Source organism: Comamonas sp. 4034, assembly GCF_050434545.1.
GTDB classification, from domain to species: Bacteria; Pseudomonadota; Gammaproteobacteria; order Burkholderiales; family Burkholderiaceae_C; genus Comamonas; species Comamonas odontotermitis.
Map to the genome: position 1 here is coordinate 19,322 of NZ_JBNDIT010000007.1, position 16,720 is coordinate 36,041.

Sequence of the window (16,720 nt, forward strand, 5' to 3'; positions counted from 1 at the left end):
CATGCAAAAAAGCCAGCAGGGTGCTGCTGGCTTTTCTGGGGATGGCTGCAAATCAGCGGAAGACCACGGTCTTGTGGCCGTTCATCAGCACCCGGTGTTCGCTGTGCCACTTCACGGCGCGGGCCAGCACCTGGCTTTCGGTATCGCGGCCGATGGTGGTGAGGTCTTCGACGGTGCGCGAATGGTCCACGCGGGCCACATCCTGCTCGATGATCGGGCCTTCGTCGAGGTCGGCCGTTACATAGTGGGCGGTGGCGCCGATCAGTTTCACGCCGCGCTCGTGTGCCTGGTAGTAGGGGCGCGCGCCCTTGAAGCTGGGCAGGAAGCTGTGGTGGATATTGATGGCGCGGCCCGAGAGCTTGCGGCACAGGTCGTCCGACAGGATCTGCATGTAGCGCGCCAGCACCACGAGATCGGCCGACTCGGCCTTGATGATCTCGAACTGCTTGGCCTCCACCTCGGCCTTGTTGTCCTTGGACATCGGCAGGTGGTGGAAGGGAATGTTGTAGCTGGCCGCGAGCTGGTAGAAGTCGCGGTGGTTGCTGATGATGGCGCGGATGTCGATGGGCAGCAGGCCCGACTTCCAGCGGAACAGCAGGTCATTGAGGCAATGGCCTTCGCGGCTGACGAAAATGACCGTGCGCATGGGCTCGCTGGCCGAATACAGCCGCAGCTTCATGTCCAGTGGCTTGGCAAACTCCGTCAGGGCGCCGCGCAGCGTGTCGTAGTCGGCATTGGCGCAGGCAAAGCGCACACGCATGAAGAACAGGCCCGTGGCATGGTCGTTGAACTGCGCGGCCTCTTCGATATTGCCGCCTTGCTCCAGCAGAAATCCAGACACGGCATGCACGATGCCGGTGCGATCAGGGCAGGAAAGCGTGAGGATGTAAGCGTTGGTCATAAGTCCGCCATTGTCGCAGGACTAAGGGCTAACCCGGGAAACTCAGGCATCCATTTTTACCAAGGTAGAAATTAACCGGGTGGATGTAAATGAGTGTTAAATCAATAGTTAAAAATCATAGCATTTCTTTGCTCGTCAGTTGCGTGAGAAACGAAAAATACCAACAAAATCAAGCATCTTGTGGTTTTGGTGGAATTGCAAAAATGATAGCTAAGAAGCAAACTACAATAACGCCTGTACCCCTTGCCGGGGTGCTCCGCAGAGGGCTTTGGGCCGCTTTTGCGACAAGCCGGGTGCCAGGCTGCGGCCACACAACAGTGGTGGTCTTCGCGGTTTTCAAGCCCGGCTTTTGACGTTAGATTGGAGTGTGCCGAGCAAACGCGATGAAGTTTGTATCGGCTGATCGATTCCATAAAAATTCCCCTCATCCACGCGTTGACCAGCGCCCGGCGCAATGGTGCCCATGGTTGCGGGGAATTTGTCTGAAAAACAGGCGCGGCCCGCAGAGGTGCGCCTGTTTTTTGGGCAGGCATGCTGCACGCTTGCCATCGCAGTACCGATTTTTTGAGGAAATACAACATGAAGCGCGACAACATCACCCAGCCGCACCAGGCGCTGGCCCCCCAGGCCATCAGCATGGATGTGCTGAAAGAAAAATACTTCAAGGGCGATGAGTCGACGATTGATGACCTGTACGCCCGTGTGGCGCGCGCGCTCGCTTCGGTCGAGAAGAAAGACATCCGCGCCGAATGGGAAGCCAAGTTTGCCGCCAACCTGCAGGCCGGTGCCATTGGCGCGGGCCGCATCATGTCGGCTGCGGGAACGGACATCCAGGCCACTCTCATCAACTGCTTTGTGCAGCCCGTGGGCGACTGCATCCAGGGGTTTGATGACGAAGGCTACCCCGGTATCTATGAAGCATTGCGTGAAGCGGCCGAAACCATGCGCCGAGGCGGTGGCGTGGGCTACGACTTCTCGCGCATCCGCCCCCGTGGCGCGGAAGTGAAGGGCACCGCCTCGATGGCGTCTGGCCCCTGCAGCTACATCAACGTGTTCGACCAGAGCTGCTCGACCGTAGAATCGGCAGGCGCCCGCCGTGGCGCGCAGATGGGCGTGCTGCGCATCGACCACCCCGATGTGATGGAGTTCATCACCGCCAAGCGCACGCAAGGCCGCTGGAACAACTTCAACGTCTCGGTCGGCGTGCCCGACGCCTTCATGCAGGCCGTGGTGGACGATACCGACTGGCAACTGGTGCACACCGGCCGCCCCAATGCCAAGCTGCGTGCGGAAGGCGCCGCGCAGCGCGAGGACGGCAAGTGGATCTACAAGACCGTGCGTGCCCGCGACATGTGGGACACGATCATGACGTCCACCTACGATTTCGCAGAGCCGGGCATCCTGTTCCTTGACCATATCAACGACGACAACAACCTGCGCTATGTGGAGCGCATTGCTGCGACCAACCCCTGCGGCGAGCAGCCGCTGCCCTCGTACGGCTGCTGCGATCTGGGCCCGATCATCCTGACCAACTTCGTGCGCAACCCCTTTGGTTTCGGCGGGCTGCCCAGCTTTGATTTTGAGTATTTCCAACAGGTGGTGGCCACGCAGGTGCGCGCGCTCGACAACGTGCTGGATGTGACCTTCTGGCCGCTGGAGCAGCAACGCGAGGAGTCTGCTGCCAAGCGTCGCATCGGCGTGGGCTTTACCGGCATGGGCAACACCCTGGCCATGCTGACGCTGCGCTACTCCGACCAGGAAGGCCGTGACATGGCTCGTCGCATTGCCGAGTGCATGCGCGATTCGGCCTACCGTGCCTCGGTCGAGCTGGCCAAGGAAAAGGGCGCTTTCCCCAAGTTCGATGCCAAGGGGTATCTGGGCAAGGGCACCTTCGCCAGCCGCCTGCCCAAGGACATCCAGGAGGACATCAAGAAGCACGGCATCCGCAACAGCCACCTGCTGTCGATCGCGCCCACGGGCACGGTCTCGCTGGCCTTTGCAGACAATGCCTCGAACGGCATCGAGCCGCCATTCTCGTGGACATACACCCGCAACAAGCGCGAAGCCGACGGCAGTAAGAGCCAGTACCAGGTGGAAGACCACAGCTGGCGCCTGTACCGCGAGCTGGGCGGCGATGTGAACAACCTGCCCTCGTACTTCGTCTCGGCGCTGGAAATGTCCGCCACTGAACATCTGGCGATGATGGAAACCGTGCAACCCTATGTGGACACTGCCATCTCCAAGACGGTGAACATTCCTGCCGACTACCCGTACGAAGACTTCAAGAACCTGTACCTGCAGGCATGGCGTGCCAATCTGAAGGGCCTGGCCACCTATCGCCCCAACAGCATTCTGGGTGCGGTGCTGGAAACCACGCCCGCGCCCAAGGCGGAAGCGCCTGCCGCAGAAGCTGTGGCACCAGCTGCCGCCATCGCTGACCCGATGAAGGTCGTGATCGAACGCCGTCCGGAAGGCGAGCTGTCCGCCGTGGCCGACAAGGTGGAATACTGGACGCAGGAAGGCCAGCAGCGCCTCTACATCATCGTCTCCTTCCTGCCAGTGCCAAGTGCAGACGGCAAGAGCATGGTTGAGCGCGCGGTCGAGTTCTTCATGCCCGTGGGCCAAAGCGGCGAATCGCAGCAATGGATCACCTCGAGCATGCGCCTGCTGTCGCTGGCGGCGCGCGGCGGCTTCCTCGAGCGCGCGCTGGGCGATATGCGCAAGGTTGCCTGGGACCGTGGCCCTGTGCGCCTGGGCACCTACCAGAAGGCCGACGGCACCCATGTGCCGATGTGGCATGACTCCGAGGTGGCTGCCATCGCCTATGCGGTGCAGCAGATTCTGGAGCGCCGCCGCCAGCAGAACCTGCCCGGCGTGACCAACACCACCTGGACGCCAGTGGCCGCAGCGCCTGTGGTGACCACCGGCATGCAGACCATGGCTGGCAAGAAGTGTGCTGAATGTGGCGCGCATGCCGTGATCCGCAAGGATGGCTGCGAGTACTGCACCTCCTGCGGCGCAGTAGGCTCCTGCGGCTGATCAAGCATTGGCAAGCCATGCTGCATACCGAGCCCGGCCCTGAAAGCCGGGCTTTTTTTCGCCTTGCACCAGAAAAGGCGATAAAAAATGTGCGCTTTGGAGAGACTGGCAGGTACGTGCCAGCGTGCAAAACGGGTCTTTTTGGAGGAGAACGCGCCATGCTGGCTTTTTTCAGATTGCTTCAACTGCTGTGTCTTGGCCTCGTGATGACGGGCTTGCCTGCTGCGCATGCGGCGTGTGAAAGCCAGTCGCAGACCCAGTACAACAAGGATGGCTCGCAGATGCGGCTGATGCAGACCCGGTGCGATACCGATGGCGCTACCACCGGGGATGCCGACGCAGGCCAGGACGACGGATCTTCCACCTTCGTGCTCTCCATCAAGCCCAAGGGCAGCGACAGCTTTCGCACGGCGCTGACGCCGGACGCCTTGCCGGAGAGCTGGCGCATGGCCAGGTTGCGCGATCTGGAGGGTGACGGCAACTGGGTGCTGGAAGTGACGGGCACCAACTGCGGAGCCGGGCCCAATTGCCAGGGCTCCATCTACAAGCCCACCGCAGACCGCAAGAGCGTGTACCTGTTCTTTGATGGCGGTTACGCCGAGTTTCTGAGGATTCCCGGCTACTACGTGGAATCGGGCCGGGCCAGTTGCTGCAGCTGGGAATACCACCTCTACACACCACCGGCGCCCGGCAAGGCCATCACCCAGCAGAACTTCCGCTACCGGGTGGTGGTGGGCGGCATCAGCGATGCAACGGCCAACGCCTGCGTGATGACCGATGTGCGCCGCGAAAAGCGCGTGCCTATCCGCGACCCGCACATCCGCAAGCTGTGCAAGGTGTATGACTGATCACCTGCTCTCGAAAATAGAGCTGCCGGCGCTTTTGAGGCGGGTGCCAGCAGCCGTTTCTACCGATTATTTGCGACCCACCTTGGGCAGCAGCACCGCCACCATGCCCAGAAGCGGCAGGTAGGCGATGACCTGGTACACATAGGCGATGCTGGTGCGGTCGGCCAGCACGCCCAGCACGGCTGCGCCCAGGCCTCCCATGCCGAAGGCAAAGCCGAAGAACAGGCCGGACACCATGCCGATCTTGCCGGGGATCAATTCCTGTGCATATACAAGGATGGCCGAGAACGCGGACGAGAGCACCAGGCCGATGATGATGGTGAGCATCACGGTCCAGAACAGGTTGGCGTGCGGCAGGATCAGCGCAAATGGCGCGACGCCGAGGATCGATGCCCAGATCACCGGCTTGCGGCCAATGCGGTCGCCCACCGGGCCGCCGGCCAGGGTGCCGACCGCCGACGCGAACAGAAACACGAACAGCAGCAGTTGTGCATTCTGCACACCCACGTCAAAGCGCTGCATCAGGTAGAAGGTGTAGTAGCTCGACAGCCCTGCGACATAGAAGTACTTGGAAAAGATCAGCACCAGCAGCACGGCCACCGCGCCCAGCACCTGCCGGCGCGAGAGCCCGTTGCTGACCCGCGCGGGCGCCGCCTTGGTCGTGCGGTGCTGCTGCGCATACCAGCGGCTCACATGCGAGAGCAGCACGATGCCCACCACGGCCGCAAGACCGAACCAGGCGGCGCTGTGCTGGCCAAACGGCACAATCACGGCAGCTGCCAGCAGCGGGCCCAGCGCGCTGCCGGTATTGCCGCCCACCTGGAATAGCGATTGCGCCATGCCATGCTGGCCGCCCGAGGCCATGCGTGCCACCCGCGAGGATTCGGGGTGGAAGATCGACGAGCCGGTGCCGATCAGCGCGGCTGCTGCCAGCACGGTGGTGAAGCTGGGCGCAAACGCGAGCAGCAGCAGGCCGCACAGGGTAAAGCACATGCCTATGGGCAGCGAGTACGGCGTGCTGCGCCTGTCGGTGTACAGGCCCACCAGTGGCTGAAAGAGCGAGGCGGTCAGCTGGTAGACCAGGGTGATCAGGCCGATCTGCCCGAAGCTGAGCTGGAAATTGCCTTGCAGCACCGGGTACATGGCCAGGATCAGCGACTGCATCATGTCGTTGATCATGTGGGAGAAGCTGATGGCGCCCAGTATGCCGAAGGCCGCGCGCGGCGCGGCGGCCTGCGGGGCGCTGACGGGAGGGGACGAAGCAAGCGAGGGGTTCATGGTGGCGTGGCGCAAATAGTCTGAATGCTGGCCATGCTACGTATGGCGTGCGTGCCTGTCTTGCGCATTTTGGGTTAGAGTCTTTGCAAAAAGGACATCGCATGCCTCACCACTTTCCAACCCTGGAGGACATGGAGCGCAGCCCGGTGCCGGTGGCATGCCACGCCACCGACTACCCTGCGGGCAGCACCACCGGCCAGCACCGGCACGCGTTGCACCACCAACTCATCCACGCCCTGCATGGCGTGATGGTAGTGGTGGCCGATGCTGGCCAATGGATCGTGCCGCCCACGCGCGGCATCTGGATGCCCGCAGGCACCGTGCACCAGGTGCGCCATATTGGCGATGTGCAGATGCGCAGCCTGTTCGTGCGCCCCCATGCCGCTCCCGGGCTGGCAACGCAGGCCCAGGTTGTCGGCATCTCACCGCTGCTGCGTGAGCTGATCCGCGCCGCCATGGAGGTGGATCTGCCCTACCAGGAGGATTCGCGCGACGGCCGTCTGATGCGCTTTTTGCTGGACGAACTGCATGCCTTGCCGGTGCTGCCCATGCACCTGCCCCGGCCTGCCGATCCGCGCCTGCAGCGCATCTGCAACCACATCCAGCAGCGGCCAGACGACAATGCGACCCTGTCCGACTGGGCAGAGCACCTGGGTGTGGACCCCAAAACCCTGCAGCGCCTGTTTGCGCGCGATACCGGCATGGGCTTTGCCCGCTGGCGGCAGCAGGCGCGCCTGCTCAAGGCGCTGGAGTTGCTGGCGCATGGCGAAAAGGTGATCGATGTGGCGCTGGCTCTGGGATATGACAGCCCCGGGGCATTTGCCACCATGTTCAAGCGCCAGTTCGGCCAGACGCCGACCGGCTTTTACCGCTGAGATGCAAAAAAGCTGCTTGCGCGCAAACGCAAGCAGCTTTCGGTATTTTTGACGCCTGAGTGGCTCTGCGTGGCTTAATGCACGATCACGGGTTGCTGGGCCAGGCCGGTGTAACGGTCAAGCGTGGCTTCCACTTCTTCTTCGGTGGGGGCATTGGCCTGCCAGGCCTGGATCTGCTGGTGAAACATTTCGGCCCAGGCACCGTCCAGGTACAGTTCCTTGCCGCTGCGCTTGTCCACGATTTCAAAGCCTTGGCGCTGCAAATGGCGAAGGGGCTCGGTAACGGAGGGTGTGCTTACGGTTGCTCCGTCGGTGGACAGGGGCAATTCTGGTGTCAGGTGCAACACCACGAAAGAGTCCGAGTCGTAAATCATTTGCATGATGTTCCTCCTTGTGAACCGTAGGTGGTGGCAGACCGCCGGTTTGCAAGCCTGCGTCCACAGCACCGTTGTAGCAGGTTTTGATGGCAGTCAATGCAAACAACGGCGGTTTTGGGCAAGAAACGTAGCAAACGGGGGACAAACATGCGGGACTTTTCCGCAGCTTTACGTCCCCGAGCGCCTTTTCCTCTCGTATCAACACGTGCTAAGGCGATGCCTTCTCAACCGTGGCCGACTGCAGCTGCAGATCGGCAAAGTCGCCATTGGCCTGGGAGATGCGGATGCGCACGGGCAGGTACTGCATGGCCGGGTCGATCCACAGGTGGGCCACCTGGTCGTAGCGCTTGCGCGGTTGACGGGTGAGGCGGATGGTCTGGCGGCTGCCGGCGGGCAGCTCCAGCGTTTCGGGGCCGTCGACGGCGAAGGTCCAGACGTCGGTGGTGCGTGCGCTGGTCACATTGATGTGGATGAGGGTGCCCGGCGGGTAGCGCTCGGGGCCCGCCGCGATCATGCTGGACAGTTGCAGAAAGATGGAGAGCCGGTCCTGCACGCCGGCGCTGGCGGCCTGGGGCTCGTCGTTGCCGCTGTAGGTGATCTGGCCTTTGTCCACATCGACGTGTGCAGCCCGTTCGCTGCGGGCCTTGTCGCCAAAGCGCTGCGGCGAGAGGCCATGCGGCGTGATGCGGCCTGTGCTGGTCTGCGAGCGGCTGCCCACCAGAAAGGCCGAGACCTCTTGCCTGGCCTGGTAGGTGAGGCCATCGGTCTTGAAGCTGAGCTGCGCCTTGGCCGAATACTGAAAGCCCTTGGCCGAGCCCTTGGCCTCGAATTCCAGATGGGCCGAGGGCGGTACACGCACCGGCGGCATCGGGCCGCTGTAGCCCGGGCTGCCTATGCCGACGGGGGCTGGCGGCTCATCGCTGCTTTTGGCGCTGGCGGGAGCTTCTCCATCGCCAGTGCTGCTGCTTTCTCCACCTGCCGAAGCCGCAGGCTGGCCCGCGTCAGATGAGCTTTGTGCATCGGATGCGGTGGTGGCGGTATCGCCCTGCACGCCGGCGGCAGAATCGCCGGGCCCGTCGCCGGACAGCAGGCCATCCAGTGCCGTGGTTCGGGGCTTGGGGACCTGTGGGGTGGGGCCGAGGACGGCAAGACTGTCGGGCGCCTGCTCAGGCGGTGCCTTCTGAGGCAGCGCCTTCGGTGGCGGTGGCTTGGGTTTGGCGGGCTTGGGGGCGGCGGGCGCAGCAGTGGTGCGCGGTGTCTCGGGCGCTGGCGGGGCCGGGGGCTCTGGCGCGATCTGGCGGGTTTCAAACCGCAGCTCTTGCGGGCTGCTGCCGGTGATGCGCGCGGTGCGCCATATTTCCTGCATGCCCGGGCCTGCCAGCAGCGCCACATGGGCGGCCAGAACGGCGGCAGTCAGCAGAATCAACGGGCGTTGGCGCATGGCGGATCGGGAAGACTGCCAGTGTAGCGCTGGCGATGGGCCGTGCGGTCAACCGGGGGTAAAGCCTGTGGCATCGCCAGCCACGCGGTGGCCCAGGTCGTGCGACAGCTGCTGCGCGATCGCCTGCAGGCGCTGGTCCATCGCGCCGCCAAAGCTGGGGTCGAAGGTGGCAACGGTGCCCAGGGTGGTGATGGCGAGCACCAACTGGCCGCGCGCATCAAACACCGGGGCGCACAGTGCAACCACACTGGGCAGCAGGGTGTCGACCACGCGTGCAACACCGTGGGCGCGTACATCGGCAAACAGCTGGGCGGCTGCGTCTGCGGTATGCGGCAGGTCCTGGCGCCGGGCGTTGCGGGCCTGTTCCAGCTCCATCTGCAGTTGCTGCGCAATGCGCCCGGCGGGCAGCCATGCACCAAAGCAGCGCCCTGTTGCAGATGAGAGCAGCGGCATCACATCACCCAGGCGCAAGTGGCCGGTGGTGCCATGCGGAGGCTCTTCCCAATGCACCACGGTCGCGCCATGGTTGCCCCACACGGCCAGGGCCACGGTATGGCCCAGTGCGTCGATCCAGTCGGGCATGCGCTCGCGCGCCAGGCGCACCGCGTCGGTGCGGCGCAGCGCAGCCAAGCCCAGCTGCAAGGCCATCGGGCCCAGGTCGTAGCGGCTGGTGGCCGCATCCTGCCGGACCAGACCGCTGCGCTGGTAGCTGACAAGGTAGCGGTGCGCCTTGGCAGCGGGCATGCCGGCTGCGGCAGCCAGGTCCTTGAGAGCCAACGGGCCGGGCGCATCGATGAGCGCCTGCAGCAGCGCAAAGCCGACCTCCACTGATTGGATACCAGCGCGGTCTTTGTCCAGAGGGTTGTCCATTGCGGCAGTTTACGGTATTCTAAATAAAGGAATCAATTTCACTAATCGTAATTCAATGGTGTGGCACAGGCTCTGTGGTCAGGCTGACAAGGTCTGGCACGATAGAGGCATGTTTGACTGCGGAAACCCAGCATGAAGCTTGCAACCTACAAAGATGGATCGCGTGATGGCCAATTGGTCGTGGTGTCGCGCGACCTGCGCACCGCCCATTACGCCACTGGCATTGCCCACCGCCTGCAGCAGGTGCTGGACGACTGGGCCTTCTACGCGCCGCAACTGCAGGATCTGTATGACGCGCTCAATGCCGACCGCGGGCGCCATCCATTCGATTTCAACCCTGCGCAGTGCATGGCGCCGCTGCCCCGCGCCTACCAGTGGCTCGATGGCTCGGCCTACCTCAACCATGTGGAACTGGTACGCCAGGCGCGTGGCGCGGAGGTGCCCGCCTCGTTCAAGACCGATCCGCTGATCTACCAGGGCGGCAGCGACGATTTTCTCGGCCCCTGCGACGATATCGTGGTGGCCAGCGAAGCCATGGGCATCGATTTCGAGGCAGAGATCGCCGTCATCACCGGTGATGTGGCCATGGGTACCAGCCCCGAGGATGCACTCGATGAGGTGCGCCTGTTGATGCTGGCCAACGATGTGAGCCTGCGCAACCTCATTCCTGCGGAGCTCTCCAAGGGCTTTGGCTTTGTGCAGAGCAAGCCCGCTACCGCATTCAGCCCGGTGGCGGTCACCCCCGACGAACTGGGCGATGCATGGCGCGGCGGCCGCGTCCACCTGACTTTGCAGACCAGCTGGAATGGCCGCAAGGTTGGCATGTGCGAGGCGGGGCCGGACATGATCTTCCACTTTGGCCAGCTGATGGCCCATGTCGCCAAGACGCGCAATCTGCGGGCGGGCACGGTGTTGGGCAGTGGCACCATCAGCAACCCGGGCGTGGAAAAGCATGGCCGCATGGACTGGCCCAAGGGCTATGGCTGTATTGCCGAAAAGCGCAGCATGGAAATGATCCAGAACGGGAAATCGACCACCGAGTTCATGCAGTTTGGCGACAGCGTACGCATCGACATGAAGGGCAAGGACGGCCACAGCGTGTTTGGCGCCATTGACCAGACGGTGGCAGCACTGCACGAAGCCCGCGAAGATGCCCAGCGCGAGGCCGAAGCAGCGGCGGTGCAGTCCTCCGAAGATACCGGAGAGGCCGCCTGATGCCTGCGCTGCATGCGGCCCATGGACGTTTGCGTGCCAGTTGCACGCAAGGCCCGGAGCATGCAGCGATTGGCTTGAAGTTTGCTATTGAAGTTATAGCTTCTGGCGCTTGCCAGATGAGCGCTTGTGGTCAGAGGGGCTCAAATCTTCTTCGGCGCGTGGAAGCGGGTGCACCCATGCCGCCCATGGCTGGCGGCCCGGCATATCCCTTATTCGGGCAGGCTGGTCTTGCGGGCGTGTTGCAGCAAGCGGTCGAGCAGCACATCGAGCTGTGCCTGCTCGTCGGTTGTGAGCCCGGCCAGAATCTCCTGGTTACGGCGCGCCACCACCTCCATCACCTTGACCCACTGCTCCTGGCCCTTGGGCGTCAGCGTCAGCACCACACCCCGGCCATCCACCTCGCTGGCCTGCTTGAGCACCATGCCCTGGTCCACCAGGGCCTGTGTGGAGCGGCTGGCCTGCGCCTTGTTCAGATTGGCGCGCATCGCCAGGTCGTTGACCGACAGCGGATGGAACGCACCAATGGCCGCCAGACATCGGCCTTCGCTGATGGGAATGCCGACATCTTCCTCGTACGCCTGTTGCGTGGCGCGGTCGGTGATCTTGGCCAGCGCGTGCAGGCGATGGGTGTAGGTACGATCCAGCGGCGTGTTCACCACAATTCCTTTGGTCAAAAAGTATCCCCAGCTTGCGCACGCAGAGCGGCAACTGCCCGTTCTGGTGCCAATAAAAGCCGGGGAGAAAAACAAGTATCGCGACTATGTCACGCCCGCCCGCTTTTCGGAAGAGTCAATGTTGCGCCCGCATCTAGTGCTTTCCCTAGCCTAGGGAAAACCCATGGCGATGGATTTGCGTCATCTTTGATAATTGTTGCGCGTGCAACAAATTATCCATCCCCTGCGCTGCACGCACCGTCTTATGGACCTGGTGCAGCGTGGCCGCAGTGCGGACCTTTTTTCAGCAGCACCAGCTTTTGCACGAGGTTGTGATGTCTGCTGCTTACGAATTTGTTCCTTATCCTTTCGCCGCGCGCACCTACGGCGCGAGCCTGCCGCCGCTGCACGATGACCGCGATCCGCAACGCCGCCCGGTAGTGGTGGTGGGCGGCGGCCCGGTCGGCTACTGCACGGCGCTGGGCCTGGCCAACCACGGGGTGCCCGTGGTCGTGCTGGAGGCCGATGATTCGGTGTGCTTCGGCAGCCGCGCCATCTGCATTTCGCGCCGCAGCCTGGAGATCGTGGAGCGCCTGGGCGCGCTGCCCGGCTTTCTGGCCGAAGGCCTGCCGTGGACCGGCGGGCGCAGCTACTACCGTGATCAGGAGGTGCTGCACTTTCGGATGCCGCAGGATGCCAACCAGAAGCTGCCGCCCATGGTGAACCTGGCGCAGTACAGCATCGAGCAGTTCCTGCTGGATGCTTGCGAAAAGCGCTCCGACCTGATCGAGATCCGCTGGCAGAGTCGGCTTGCCGGCATCGACAGCCGCGATGACGGCGCGCGCCTGCAGGTGAGCACGCCCAGAGGCGACTACGCCATGGACGCCGACTGGGTGGTGGCAGCCGATGGTGGCCGCAGCTTTGTGCGCGATGCGCTGGGCCTCAAGCTCCAGGGCACCAGCTACGAAGGGCGCTACGTCATCGTCGACATCCAGATGGAAAGCAGTCGGCCCACCGAGCGCCTGGCCTATTTCGACCCGGACTGCAACCGCGGCTCCACCGTGCTGGTGCACAAGCAGCCGGGCAACGTCTGGCGCATCGATTACCAGCTGCAGGACGGCGAAGACCCGGAAGCCGCCATCCTGCCCGAGAACGTGCTGCCGCGCGTGCAGAGCCTGCTGGCCATGATGGGCGAAACCGCGCCCTGGAACCCGATCTGGACCGGCATCTACAAGGCCAATGCGCTTACGCTTGACCGCTACCGCCACCAACGCGTGCTGCTGGCGGGTGATGCGGCGCACCTGGTGCCCATCTTCGGCGTGCGCGGCGCCAATTCCGGCATCGACGATGCCGACAACCTGGCCTGGAAGCTGGCCTATGTCATCCAGGGCAGGGCAGGCGAAGGCCTGCTGGACAGCTACAGCGACGAGCGCGTCTACGCCACGCACGAGAACCTGAGCTACGGCACCAAGAGCACCGAGTTCATGGCGCCGCCGTCGTTTGCCTTTGATTTGATGCGCCGCGCCGTGCTGAGCCTGGCGGTGGCCCACCCGCAGCTCGCCAGCCTCATCAACCCGCGCCAGACATCGGCCATCACCTACCTGCGCTCGCCGCTGAACGCGCAGGATGATGGTGCGCTGTTTGGCGCAGGCCCCATCGCGGGGGCGCCGCTGCTCGAATGCCCGGTGCAGCTGGTGGAGCCGTCCACGTCTGCAGATGGGCCGCAAATGCGGGCAAGCCATGTGACCGATGTGGTGCGAAACCGCTTCACGCTGTTGGCGTTTGCACCGCAGCCCGCGCTGCTGCAGGCCCTGCAACTGCAGGCCGATGCGCTGCTTGACAAGGACATTCCCACAGCAGTGCTGCCAGTGGTGGGCGCGGTGGATGAAGCGCCCGGCGGCGCAGCTGCGGTGGTTGACGCGAAGGGGCAGCTTGCTGCCATGTATGGCGCGCAGCCCGGCGCGGTGTACATGCTGCGACCCGATGGCCATGTGCTGGGCCGCTGGCAAGGAGGCCGGCACGCGCCGGCCGATGTGGCCGCCGCCGTGCGCCACGCCATCGACAAGGCGCTGGCCTGATCGCCCGCCCACACAACAGCCAAGGACTGCAGCATGAACAACACCGCCCCCCGTTTGACCGACACCGAACTCGACGCCGCCTACACCCAGTTTTGCCGCCAGATGACGGCGCTGGGTGAGGCCCAAGCCCCCTTATTCATGGCCCGCTTTGCGCTGTTGGCGATGCACCGTATCGGCGACGCCGCTGCGGTGCAGACGCTGATTGCGCAGGCGGCCGAGGACATGGCGCCTGCGCAGGCCGCATAGCGCTTTTTTCACCCAAGGAGACATCACCATGACCGACCCACAGGCCAGCGGCGCTGACCAGCCGCACGACACCCGTCATTACATGACCGGCTTTGCCAACGAATGGGCCACCGAAGCGATTGCCGGTGCCCTGCCCGTGGGGCGCAACTCGCCGCAGGTGGCGCCTTTGGGTCTGTATGCCGAGCAGCTGTCGGGCACGGCCTTTACCGCGCCGCGCCACAGCAATCGCCGCAGCTGGCTCTACCGCATCCGCCCCGGCGCTATGCATGAGCCGTTTGCTGCCATGCAGCTGCCGCTGTGGAAAAGCCATGTCAATGGCGGCTTCGACGAAGTGCCGACGCCGCCGAACCAGCTGCGCTGGGATCCGCTGCCCATGCCCGCCGAGCCGCGCGACTTCATCGAAGGCATGGTCAGCATGGCGGGCAATGCGGCCTGTGGCATCCACCTGTACGCGGCCAACCGCAGCATGGAAGGGCGCTACTTCTACAACGCCGACGGCGAACTGCTGATCGTGCCCCAGCAAGGGCGTCTCACCATTGCCACCGAGCTGGGCGTGCTGAATGTCGAGCCGCAGGAAATCTGCGTGGTGCCGCGCGGCGTGCGCTTTGCCGTGCACCTGCCCGACGGCACGGCGCGCGGTTACGTGTGCGAGAACTATGGCGAGCTGCTCAAGCTCCCCGACCTGGGCGTGATCGGCTCCAATGGGCTCGCCAACCCGCGCGACTTCCAGACGCCGGTGGCCGCCTATGAAGACAAGGGGGGCGATTTCGAGCTGGTGGCCAAGCTGCGCGGACACTTCTGGACGGCGCGCATCGGCCACTCGCCCCTTGACGTGGTAGCCTGGCATGGCAACTACGCACCCTACAAGTACGACCTGCGCCGCTTCAACACCATCGGCTCCATCAGCTACGACCATCCCGATCCGTCGATCTTCCTGGTGCTGCAGTCGCCCACGGCGCTGGCTGGTGTCGATTCGCTCGATTTTGTCATCTTCCCACCGCGCGTGCTGGCCATGCAGGACACCTTCCGTCCACCCTGGTTCCACCGCAATTTTGCGAGCGAATTCATGGGCTTGATCGAAGGCGCCTACGATGCCAAGGCCGAAGGCTTTGTGCCCGGTGGCGCGTCGCTGCACAACTGCATGAGCGGCCACGGGCCCGATGCCGACACGTTTGAAAAAGCCAGCCGTGCCGATACCACCAAGGCGCACTACATCACCGATACCATGGCCTTCATGTTCGAGACGCCCGCTGTCATCCAGCCGACCCGGTACGCGCTGGACACCGTGCAACTCCAGCACGAGTACTACCGCTGCTGGCAGGGCCTGAAAAAGCACTTCCAGCCGCAAGGCAAATAATCACAGCACTCGCGCAGACAACGGTGTACAACAGGCTCCTGGCCTGACAAAACGCCTTGTCTGCGTTGGAACTGTGGCAATCATCAATCAAAATTGATAGCTGCCGGCGCTTGATGACAGAGCGCTGGCAGTTGTTTTTATCTGAAAGAGACAAAGCATGAGCATGCTGAACGAAACCCACGACCCTTCCCTGCAAAGCTGGGTGGCCAGCGCCAATGTGGCGGGCTGCGATTTCCCGATCCAGAACCTGCCGTTTGCCAGCTTCAAGCGCAAAGGCAGCAGCGAAGCCCTGCGCTGCGGCGTGGCGATCGGCGACCAGATCCTGGACCTGAAGGCGCTGGCAGCGCTCGGCGCCCTGCAGGGCGAGGCCCAGCAGGCGGCCGAAGCGGGCGCGCAGACGCAGCTGAACGCGCTGATGGACCTGGGCCCGCAGGTCTGGAGCGCACTGCGCCTGGCGCTCTCGCGCGGCCTGCGCACAGGCGCTGCCCAGCAAGGCGTGTGGCAGGCGTGCCTGGTGCCGCAGGCAGAGGCCGAATTCGGCCTGCCCGCGCGCATTGGCGACTACACCGACTTCTACACCTCCATCCACCACGCCACCAACATCGGCAAACAGTTCCGCCCGGACAATCCGCTGCTGCCCAACTACCAGTGGATTCCGATTGGCTACCATGGCCGCTCGTCGAGCATCGTGGTCTCGGGCCAGCCCTTCAAGCGCCCGGTCGGCCAGACCAAGGCCCCCGACGCGGCGCAACCCACCGTCAAGGCCAGCGCACGCATGGACATTGAGCTGGAGCTGGGCGTGTTCATCGGCACCAGCAATGCACTGGGCGATCCGGTGACCATCACTGAAGCCGAAGACCATGTGTTCGGCCTGTGCCTGCTCAACGACTGGTCGGCGCGCGACATCCAGCCCTGGGAATACCAGCCGCTGGGCCCGTTCCTGGCCAAGAACTTTGCTTCGCACATCTCGCCCTGGATCGTGACGATGGAGGCGCTGGCGCCTTACCGCACGGCCTTTGTCCGCCCCGAAGGCGATCCGCAGCCGCTGCCCTACCTTGACAGCGCGCACAACCGCGAGGCGGGGGCGCTCGACATCCACCTGGCCGTCGATCTGCAGACTGGCCAGATGCGCGCGGCGGGCGACAAGCCCGTGCAGATCACCAGCACCAACTACCGCCACGCCTACTGGACCGTGGCGCAGATGGTGGCGCACCATACGGTGGGCGGCTGCAACCTGCAACCCGGCGACCTGCTGGGCACCGGCACCCTCTCCGGCCCCTCGCTGGACCAGGCGGCCGCCCTGATCGAGCTGACCACCGGCGGCAAGAACCCCATCAGCCTGCCCAATGGCGAGACCCGCACCTGGCTGGAAGACGGCGACTCCATCGTGCTGCGCGGCTGGTGCGAAAAGCCGGGCGCCGCACGCATCGGCTTTGGCGAGTGCGAAGGCACCTTGCTGCCCGCACGTACTATCTAAATAATAGCTAATGGCGTCTGAATGGTGGGCGCTTCAGCCTGTTTTCATCACAATAAGGAGACACC

The 16,720-nt window shown here is 63.8% G+C and carries 14 protein-coding genes; 8 read left to right on the top strand and 6 right to left on the bottom strand.

Features of this window, described 5'->3' with window-relative positions; all coding sequences use genetic code 11:
* Window positions 1-52: 52 nt before the first annotated feature.
* The gene (gene purU / locus ABIE32_RS09330; protein ID WP_429015444.1) at window positions 53-901 is read right to left on the bottom strand and encodes a formyltetrahydrofolate deformylase; all 849 of its coding nucleotides are present in this window, start codon (window positions 899-901) and stop codon (window positions 53-55) included.
* A 579-nt stretch (window positions 902-1,480) separates the two neighbouring features.
* On the opposite strand from purU, the gene ABIE32_RS09335 reads away from it, so the two are divergent.
* On the top strand, window positions 1,481-3,940 hold the full coding sequence (locus tag ABIE32_RS09335; protein ID WP_429015446.1) for an adenosylcobalamin-dependent ribonucleoside-diphosphate reductase: 2,460 nt from the start codon (window positions 1,481-1,483) through the stop codon (window positions 3,938-3,940).
* A gap of 158 nt (window positions 3,941-4,098) precedes the next feature.
* A complete protein-coding gene (locus ABIE32_RS09340; RefSeq protein WP_224150501.1) occupies window positions 4,099-4,788 on the top strand; it encodes a hypothetical protein in 690 nt (229 codons plus the stop codon).
* 66 nt (window positions 4,789-4,854) lie between these two features.
* Here ABIE32_RS09340 and ABIE32_RS09345 read toward each other — a convergent pair whose 3' ends face one another.
* Window positions 4,855-6,066, bottom strand: coding sequence for an MFS transporter (locus ABIE32_RS09345; RefSeq protein WP_429015448.1), 1,212 nt, complete (start codon window positions 6,064-6,066; stop codon window positions 4,855-4,857).
* A gap of 101 nt (window positions 6,067-6,167) precedes the next feature.
* Here ABIE32_RS09345 and ABIE32_RS09350 point away from each other — a divergent pair, with 101 nt between their 5' ends.
* A complete protein-coding gene (locus ABIE32_RS09350) occupies window positions 6,168-6,941 on the top strand; it encodes an AraC family transcriptional regulator (protein WP_429015451.1) in 774 nt (257 codons plus the stop codon).
* A 74-nt stretch (window positions 6,942-7,015) separates the two neighbouring features.
* Here ABIE32_RS09350 and ABIE32_RS09355 read toward each other — a convergent pair whose 3' ends face one another.
* The 3 genes from ABIE32_RS09355 to ABIE32_RS09365 all read right to left on the bottom strand — a co-directional run bounded on the left by ABIE32_RS09355 (window position 7,016) and on the right by ABIE32_RS09365 (window position 9,617).
* Complete coding sequence (locus ABIE32_RS09355; RefSeq protein WP_224150497.1) at window positions 7,016-7,321, bottom strand: BTH_I0359 family protein; 306 nt, start codon at window positions 7,319-7,321, stop codon at window positions 7,016-7,018.
* 205 nt (window positions 7,322-7,526) lie between these two features.
* On the bottom strand, window positions 7,527-8,759 hold the full coding sequence (locus ABIE32_RS09360; protein ID WP_429015453.1) for a DUF3108 domain-containing protein: 1,233 nt from the start codon (window positions 8,757-8,759) through the stop codon (window positions 7,527-7,529).
* A gap of 48 nt (window positions 8,760-8,807) precedes the next feature.
* Complete coding sequence (locus ABIE32_RS09365; RefSeq protein WP_429015718.1) at window positions 8,808-9,617, bottom strand: IclR family transcriptional regulator; 810 nt, start codon at window positions 9,615-9,617, stop codon at window positions 8,808-8,810.
* Between the two features lie 144 nt (window positions 9,618-9,761).
* Between ABIE32_RS09365 and ABIE32_RS09370 the strand changes: the two genes are divergently transcribed.
* On the top strand, window positions 9,762-10,844 hold the full coding sequence (locus ABIE32_RS09370; protein ID WP_429015456.1) for a fumarylacetoacetate hydrolase family protein: 1,083 nt from the start codon (window positions 9,762-9,764) through the stop codon (window positions 10,842-10,844).
* A 209-nt stretch (window positions 10,845-11,053) separates the two neighbouring features.
* Here the strand turns inward: ABIE32_RS09370 and ABIE32_RS09375 are convergent, their stop codons facing one another.
* On the bottom strand, window positions 11,054-11,518 hold the full coding sequence (locus tag ABIE32_RS09375) for a MarR family winged helix-turn-helix transcriptional regulator (RefSeq protein WP_224150494.1): 465 nt from the start codon (window positions 11,516-11,518) through the stop codon (window positions 11,054-11,056).
* 314 nt (window positions 11,519-11,832) lie between these two features.
* Between ABIE32_RS09375 and ABIE32_RS09380 the strand changes: the two genes are divergently transcribed.
* The 4 genes from ABIE32_RS09380 (at window position 11,833) to fahA (ending at window position 16,655) form a co-directional block, all read left to right on the top strand.
* Window positions 11,833-13,575, top strand: coding sequence for an FAD-dependent monooxygenase (locus ABIE32_RS09380; RefSeq protein WP_429015458.1), 1,743 nt, complete (start codon window positions 11,833-11,835; stop codon window positions 13,573-13,575).
* Window positions 13,576-13,608: 33 nt separating this feature from the next.
* On the top strand, window positions 13,609-13,821 hold the full coding sequence (locus ABIE32_RS09385) for a hypothetical protein (protein ID WP_429015459.1): 213 nt from the start codon (window positions 13,609-13,611) through the stop codon (window positions 13,819-13,821).
* 28 nt (window positions 13,822-13,849) lie between these two features.
* Window positions 13,850-15,178, top strand: a complete 1,329-nt coding sequence (gene hmgA, locus ABIE32_RS09390; protein WP_429015462.1) for a homogentisate 1,2-dioxygenase — start codon at window positions 13,850-13,852, stop codon at window positions 15,176-15,178.
* A 157-nt stretch (window positions 15,179-15,335) separates the two neighbouring features.
* Complete coding sequence (gene fahA, locus ABIE32_RS09395) at window positions 15,336-16,655, top strand: fumarylacetoacetase (protein WP_429015463.1); 1,320 nt, start codon at window positions 15,336-15,338, stop codon at window positions 16,653-16,655.
* The last annotated feature ends 65 nt before the right edge of the window (window positions 16,656-16,720 follow it).